The sequence below is a fragment of the Castellaniella sp. genome, from assembly GCF_004321985.1.
In the GTDB taxonomy this organism is placed as follows: domain Bacteria; phylum Pseudomonadota; class Gammaproteobacteria; order Burkholderiales; family Burkholderiaceae_B; genus Castellaniella.
On sequence record NZ_SCQN01000072.1, the window covers coordinates 1 to 6,713 of the forward strand.

The following is a 6,713-nucleotide window of genomic DNA, read 5'->3' on the forward strand; positions in this document are numbered from 1 at the left end:
ACGATCAGTTAATTTTGAGAGAATGAAGTCTCCCGCCATTCACTAGACCAGAAGTCGGTGAGAAAAAGTTCAGAAGCTGGCGATGCTGGATTTCAATCGCGACCGGCTGGTCTGCAGCGTGTCTGGTCGGTCGCGGTCGGCGGCTGAACTCACGGTCTCGGCTCCTTTCTGGTCGTTCAGGCACCGAGGCGATTGCGGCACCAACGACTGGTCCCGGGGTACTGCAGACATAGCCGGTCGCCGGCGCGCGGGAAGGCAGCTCCAGGACGGCAGATCAATCGCGGCCGACGCCATTCGAAGTCGAAGGCCGATCGAATGTCCGCTGGTCAAGGGCTCCAACTGGAACTGCCGACCCAAAGTGGAAGTTACTGTATTCAAAAAGCTGACGTTCGACGTGAGGCTGTGCCAACGGTGACCAAAGCCTGCCGTTGGGCCTCGCGTCGAAGGCGGGCCACGCTTCATTGTGAACTCGGGCTCCGGATTGCACCAGCGCCAATTGCAAGTAATCGGGGAAGCTTGGTCTGTTTGAGAAAGTTCTTGTCCGAGGTTAGAAACAGGTCGTTCTTGTTCCGGATATGGCACCACATGGTCTGGACGTCGCAGACACGGTTCAACCACTTCTTCCCCTCAGGGGAATCCATGCCACCAGCTGGACTAGCAAGCGGACTATCTCCGAAAAGGATTGCTTCGACCTCTTCGATCAGGCTTTCCTCATCCGGGCCAGCCCACAAACAGCGATCCCAGAACGTCACATCCCAGATCATTACTGGGTCCAATCGGGGCGCCTCCGTGAGCCCGGCAGAGGAGAGAAGCTCTTCAAAAAGATCGTATCGATCGGGCTGTATTCCGCGCTCTCGCATCTCCGACGCTCCGATGTTCACGACGTACGGCTGCAGATCCGGGCCAGAAATCAGCTGGCGGATCTTATCGCCCACGAGCGTTGATGTCGCTAAGTCAATCAGGCAGTTGTGGTCAAGGGTGATTTTCATGAGGCCTAGCCCTCAATGAATATCTGGTACCGGTCGGGCACTCGCATAGCGTGCTTGACTTGGACGGCCGGTGCGTTCTGCTCGACGATACGCTTGACAACATCGTACGCGCCTTGGCAGCCAACGATGACGGCAGTCAATGCGCCATCTGGCAATTGCAGGAAGCCGTCGTCGGTCATCAGGGTGTCGGTGTGTTCGACGGCTTGCGAACGCTCCTGAGCGACCAAGCGGAATTCGTTTTCGTAGTGCCAAATCTTGCTCTTTGCCAGCAGGGTGCGGAATTCCGCACTGTCTGCGCTGTCATACGGTAACAGCAGCGGAAACTCGCTGACGTACTCGCACTCAAGTGCGCAGCACATGACCTCGTTACGCAAGCTATATTCGAGGCAGATGCCCTGATGGTCACCGGCGTAGTGGGACCACATGAGCACGTTCGTCGGGTCCGGCCCCAGACAATAGATGCGATACCTAGCATCGATGACCGGCGCGAGCGATTGAGCAATCTGATTTAGCAGTTCTTTCGCTTTTTTCGGGTCGTCAAGCAAGGTAGTGCGCATTCGCTCATTTGCTTCCGGCGGCATCGGCTTCTGTCGATTGCAGACCTCCAGCGCCCAATTCGCATGCCGCTGCCGCTCGCCAGCGTCCTGCAGAACTGCCGTATTGAACCACGGCCGGCAGTCCCAAGGGTCGTTGAAGGCGCCGGGACTTGAACAGTACAGCTGCCTCGTTCGCAGAAACGTGGCAAGCCGCTCTGCGTGCTTAAGATCGGGGGCGATGTCGAAGCGCTGCCAGTGATAAAGGACCCGATGCCCACGTTCCCACGCTGTTCGAGCCATATAAACCTTCCGTGAAATTCTATTTTGCACTGGGCAATCTGTACCGCAGGAGAACCGTTCAAGAAGCCTCTGTCAACGCGTGAGTCACGGTTCCCAGTTCGCCATGAGGCTGGCATTCTGAACGACCTCGATGGGCCATGAGTTGACCTCGGTGGATGACTTAACTCGACCCGTGGCGGAGCGTGGTCGGCGGTAAGAGGGGACACAAGGAGGCAGCCACAACGCGATCGCGATGTCGCCTGCCGCGCCGAATGCAGCCCGATAATCCACTTTGAGTGACTTGCAAGACATAAAATTTACCGTTAGGTCCGGACCATCGTTATATTTTGGCGAAAATCGGCACCTTGAATGTGGCCGCCATGAAAACACAAACGTACCCGGCGCTCAACAGACAACATCGTCAGGAAAGCTTCAACCTCCGACCCGCCCATATTGCGAGGGTGGCGCATGACTCCGTTGATAGCACCCCAGCGGACAAAAAATCGGACCCAATACACATAAACCTTTTCGGTACTCAGGCTATAGTGGAGATACCGGATGCGTTTACGCAACTGATCCAACAAGCGCCCGGACACCAAAGGAGGTCCGTCGTGTTTCATGGCAAATTTATAACTGTTCAAAAACACAGTATATTGGCGGGAAGCCAGCCCTGCAAGGGCCTGCGGACCTTTCCAAGTGCCAAGTTATGCGATAGAGCCAGTTTTATCCGACATTTCTTGTCGTATACATTGCGTTAGCCGTCACCACTAGTGGACCAGCAGCAACTCACCGCCGCTCTTCAGGCCGAGTACCTTCACCTCCAGAAGACCATTGAGGACTTCGACAGCAAAGCCCTGACTATCAAAGCTTGGAGTATCTCGTTCAGCCTCACGGTTTTGGTCGGCGCGTTTGCCAGCCGCGCGAGTCCGGTACTGCTCATCGCATCGGTAGCATCTCTCTTGTTCTGGTTCCTCGAAACCATGTGGAAGGTCTTTCAGCTTGGCTACTACGAACGGGTGGAGGAGATTGAGGCACATTTCCGTGGCGAGTTGAAGGGGACCGCTCCCAATCAGATCTGCACTTCTTGGATGAAGAAATGGAACGCCACACCATGGTCTGACGTCCGGGGCATGGCGTTGTGGCCGCACATTGCACTGCCGCATGGAGTAATCGTGGTAATAGGTATTGTGCTTTTTGCCTTAGTACGCGCTGGCCTGTTGACGCTCTGACGGCTAACATTTCCTTCCAGTGGACTGCCTGCGGCAGCCACCGAAGTCAGGCGTTAGATTTCAGCAATCTCCTTCATCTGCTTCGGAGTCCCTTCCATGCGAACACCTTTCATTCTTACAGCTTCCGCACTCTCTTCCTTTGTCGCGTTCGCGGACTCACCGGAAAGCGCCGACTTAAGGTCAAAGTTCATGCCGCCGAACGCTGGCCCTTGGGACTTTTTTGTCTTGCACGTACTCTCAAACACCGCAGTGATAGAAAACACGATGGTCTACATATTCGGCTTCTTTGTCATTGGAATCGAGTTCTTATTGCTCCGAAAGGCGAAGGCAAGGCCGGAAGAGATTCTCCGCGTATTCACACTCACGCTAATCATCATCTTGAGTCTGACTGTTCTAACAAGCGGGTCTGACAAAGCCGAATACACGCCTATCATTGGTCTTTTCGGTACCATCATTGGATATCTACTAGGAGCAAGCTCGACGAATCGCCACGACACATGGCAGCGACCTCCGTTGGATTCAACTGAAGACAAAGACCCCGACGTGCGACATGGTGATGAAACCTAACCCTTCCATCGAGTGGACTTGCCTTCGGCCAGCCACTGAAGTCAGGCGTTAGGCCGCAGCCACAACAGCCAATGCCCAAGCGCTCAAACGACTTTCAGCGTCTCGTCTATCTAGTACGCGTGAATCTGGCCGAAGGCGCGAAGGTGGTCGAGTCCAAGATGATGCGGGATCGACTAACCAAAGGCTTCCGAGAGGTTGACGTTGTGATAGAGGGGTCGGTCGGAGGACAGCCGGTCACAGTCTGCGTGGAATGCCGAGACCACCGGCGGGTGGCCGACGTGTCGTGGATCGAGCAAATGAAGTCAAAGCACGAGCGCCTAAACACAAACGCACTGCTTCTTGCCTCCCGCAGTGGCTTCACGCCTGAAGCGTTGAAGGTTGCAAAGGCCTATGACATCGACACCTTCACACTCGAAGAACCTGACCCGGAGACCATGAAGAATCGCCTCGCTGCAGGGAGTTCGCTCTGGCTGAAGACCGTTCGCGTCAGCCCGGGAAAAGTCACCGCAACCGTTGAGGCAACGGCAGAGCTTCCCGAAGAGGTTGTTGCGACTAGTCCAGACAATCTCCTGTATCTGCAGGACGGCACAGAAGTCGCTCAGATCCAGGAGTTGGTCAATCGCTTGCTATCAACAGATATAGCGCGCGACCGACTAGTGCCGACAGCGACTGAAGATCACATTGGCTTCGAACTCGAATGGACCCCACCTAGGCCGGACACAGGCGAAGCTCTATACATGAAGAAGATTGAGCCAGCAGTTCTACGTGCAGTGTCCAAGATCCGAGTTGTCGGTCCCTGCGCCGTCGAGATTGGTCGATTTGATTTGAGGCATGGAAGAATGGGCTCGATCGAAGTTGCTTGGGGCAAGACCAAGATCTCGGGCCGAGACGCTATGGCGGTCACCACACTTGGCGCCGACGGGAAGCAAATCCTGTCAATCAATTTCAGCGGCGCAGCCGAGGCAGCGAGTGCAGCCTAACCCCACGCTCAAACGACCCGCCGACAGGCGGCCGTCACTGGCCGGTGGTCTATCATGGCTCGGTGCCGGCTGCCTGTCGGCATCCGCTTAGCTACGACGTTGAGCGACTGCTTTCCCCTTTGGGCACTGGCCGCTCTTGGCCGGCAGTGTGAGTACGAGGCCGCGCCAAGAAGCTGACTTTCGACCCGTGGGTCTGGCTGGCCAAGGTCAGCTGCATCATACCTTCGCCTTTCAATAATCGCATGTATTTAACCTGCTTTTGGTGGTTGCCAGCCCAAAACGGGTCCAACATGCACAGAAATATCGTGGGCAAATGAATCCTGCTTATACGGGGCGCCACAATAGAGAACAGCCGCACATTCTTTAGCGAGCATTTTGTAAATGCCATTTTCAGTTCCGCAACTGTAAAGCAACGCGACACTGAAAAGTTTCTCGCCTTGGGAGGCATCAACGGTCATATAGAGCGCATTATCGTCGGGCTCGTTGACTTTCACATTCCAACCAGCATCGCGTAAAGGCCGAACCAGATCAGTCATACATTGCTGGGATAGGAGCCCCTTACGGAGCAGGGCGCCATTGTCTGCTGGCAATGGCGGAACTAGGCGCCCATGTTTTCGAAAATAGTCTTGTTCGGTGATTTTCAGCTTCATCTGAACATCGCCCCGAAGCAGCGCCTGTTGCCATAACAAGGTGCTGTTGTCATTCATGTCAGGGAGAAAAAACGAGACGCTATGAGAGGCGTCGTACCAGGATTCGACGGCTGCAAGCGTCGCAAGCGCGACCACCATCCGAGCGAAATTCGCCGGTTGCTGCCATGACGCCGCGGTGCCGTGTGCAAACATGTGTCGATTCAGCCAGGTCACCCCCCGATATTCGTCGGTTTTGCAAAAAAAATGATTCTTCAGCCACCTCCGAAATGTGTCAAAGGCGAAAACACGCTCATCCTGCCCGAATAGATAGTCACAAGTCTTATATTCCAGCGGCACCCACATGTGGTCAAAATGGAGTTGTGCAGCAGTTTCGATCGCACGGTTCACTGCATGATCAATCTTTTCTGGGGCAGTAGCCTTACTCCCCAAATCCGAAGCAATTCTTGTCAGACTGCCTTCGATCACCGGTATCAACGCTCCGACACTGGTAGCCCAATAGCCGCTATACGCGCCTAGATAAGCTTCCCGCGCCAACGGCACGATCTCTTTAAGGCTGCGAGCGAGAGGTAAGATCTGTTCGATGCAAACCGCCTCGAAGGCCAGCGTATAAAGCGTTGAGGTGTGATATTTGAAAAGATCTAGCGCCCGCTCTCTCGTCACATGCTTGACCGAAGCAAGTAGCTTGGAGATTTGACCCATCGGTAGCCATAGCGGCATAAACCACTCGACCTTGTCCCAAAGAGCGGCTTGATCGTCGTATTGTTTTCGCCGTATTTGCCAGTTCTCATCGCCGGAAACTGGAATGGTTGGGAAGCATGCTTTGCCACCTTCGACGGTCAGGACAATACACGGCGTCGTATGGAAGGCGCCGACGTTTGTAAGCTTCGCGACCGGATTGATGAACTGTTTGTCGCTAGCCCATTTTTCAATGAGTTCCGGTGTCAAGGCGTTCAGCGACGTTTCATGCAGCGCGCGTCGCCAAATTCCACTGAATTTGTCCTCGATATTGGAGAAAGACATTGAAGCCATCCAAAGTGCAATCGTCGTTGATTTTTTTCAGCAATTTACCACCGGTTTCTAGACACGGCTGCTGCCGAGCACGCGACTAGACGGACGTCCGCCCTTGAAAGCGGCCCGATATTTCGCGCCGAGTCGACCGGCCGCAACGGGTCGAGAGTTCCAGTTCGCAGCCTGCGAGAGCAGTCATTGGCCGTAACTCGTCGCGGCGGAATATGGTCGTCTTCCACACGACTTCCGGCGAACGGCCGGTTCGAAGGTACTGCAGACTTTCGACCGTGAAAGCGATGAGCGACCGGTCTCGCCGGCAGCGGTCACTGGGCTGCCAAACCTGACCGGCTGGACCCAGTCTGCTGCTGCCGTCCGCATCGCGGTGCGGATTCAACCGGTCGATGAGCCACCCGATCGGCGTGGATGGATTGTCTGGCGCGGCCTGGCATAGGTTCGAGATGGCTCAATGCCTTTC

The 6,713-nt window shown here is 55.2% G+C and carries 6 protein-coding genes and 1 pseudogene; 3 read left to right on the plus strand and 4 right to left on the minus strand.

Features of this window, described 5'->3' with window-relative positions; genetic code table 11:
• Nucleotides 1-458: 458 nt before the first annotated feature.
• The 3 genes and pseudogenes from EPN31_RS16265 to EPN31_RS16275 form a co-directional block, all read right to left on the minus strand.
• Nucleotides 459-989 carry a hypothetical protein gene (locus EPN31_RS16265; protein ID WP_291775735.1) on the minus strand — a complete coding sequence of 177 codons (531 nt, stop codon included), beginning with the start codon at nt 987-989 and terminating at the stop codon, nt 459-461.
• A gap of 5 nt (nt 990-994) precedes the next feature.
• Entirely contained in the window at nt 995-1,825 is an 831-nt protein-coding gene (locus EPN31_RS16270) for a DUF2971 domain-containing protein (RefSeq protein ID WP_291775738.1), read from the minus strand.
• A 374-nt stretch (nt 1,826-2,199) separates the two neighbouring features.
• A pseudogene (locus tag EPN31_RS16275) lies at nt 2,200-2,424 on the minus strand (phage integrase N-terminal SAM-like domain-containing protein); the annotation flags it as partial.
• A 150-nt stretch (nt 2,425-2,574) separates the two neighbouring features.
• Between EPN31_RS16275 and EPN31_RS16280 the strand changes: the two are divergent.
• The 3 genes from EPN31_RS16280 (at nt 2,575) to EPN31_RS16290 (ending at nt 4,580) form a co-directional block, all read left to right on the plus strand.
• Complete coding sequence (locus EPN31_RS16280) at nt 2,575-3,033, plus strand: hypothetical protein (protein WP_291775741.1); 459 nt, start codon at nt 2,575-2,577, stop codon at nt 3,031-3,033.
• Between the two features lie 96 nt (nt 3,034-3,129).
• Nucleotides 3,130-3,600 (plus strand): hypothetical protein, encoded by a 471-nt coding sequence (locus EPN31_RS16285; RefSeq protein WP_291775744.1) that lies wholly within the window; start codon nt 3,130-3,132, stop codon nt 3,598-3,600.
• Between the two features lie 71 nt (nt 3,601-3,671).
• Nucleotides 3,672-4,580, plus strand: a complete 909-nt coding sequence (locus EPN31_RS16290; protein WP_291775747.1) for a hypothetical protein — start codon at nt 3,672-3,674, stop codon at nt 4,578-4,580.
• A 248-nt stretch (nt 4,581-4,828) separates the two neighbouring features.
• On the opposite strand, the gene EPN31_RS16295 is transcribed toward EPN31_RS16290, so the two are convergent.
• The gene (locus tag EPN31_RS16295; protein ID WP_291775750.1) at nt 4,829-6,250 is read right to left on the minus strand and encodes a hypothetical protein; all 1,422 of its coding nucleotides are present in this window, start codon (nt 6,248-6,250) and stop codon (nt 4,829-4,831) included.
• Nucleotides 6,251-6,713 lie beyond the last annotated feature (463 nt).

What these genes read in the sequence shown, in the direction of transcription:
- EPN31_RS16265 (WP_291775735.1), bottom strand. Translation starts at nt 989, where the DNA reads ATGAAAATCACCCTTGACCACAACTGCCTGATTGACTTAGCGACATCA.
- EPN31_RS16270 (WP_291775738.1), bottom strand. Translation starts at nt 1,825, where the DNA reads ATGGCTCGAACAGCGTGGGAACGTGGGCATCGGGTCCTTTATCACTGG.
- EPN31_RS16285 (WP_291775744.1), top strand. Translation starts at nt 3,130, where the DNA reads ATGCGAACACCTTTCATTCTTACAGCTTCCGCACTCTCTTCCTTTGTC.
- EPN31_RS16290 (WP_291775747.1), top strand. Translation starts at nt 3,672, where the DNA reads ATGCCCAAGCGCTCAAACGACTTTCAGCGTCTCGTCTATCTAGTACGC.
- EPN31_RS16295 (WP_291775750.1), bottom strand. Translation starts at nt 6,250, where the DNA reads ATGTCTTTCTCCAATATCGAGGACAAATTCAGTGGAATTTGGCGACGC.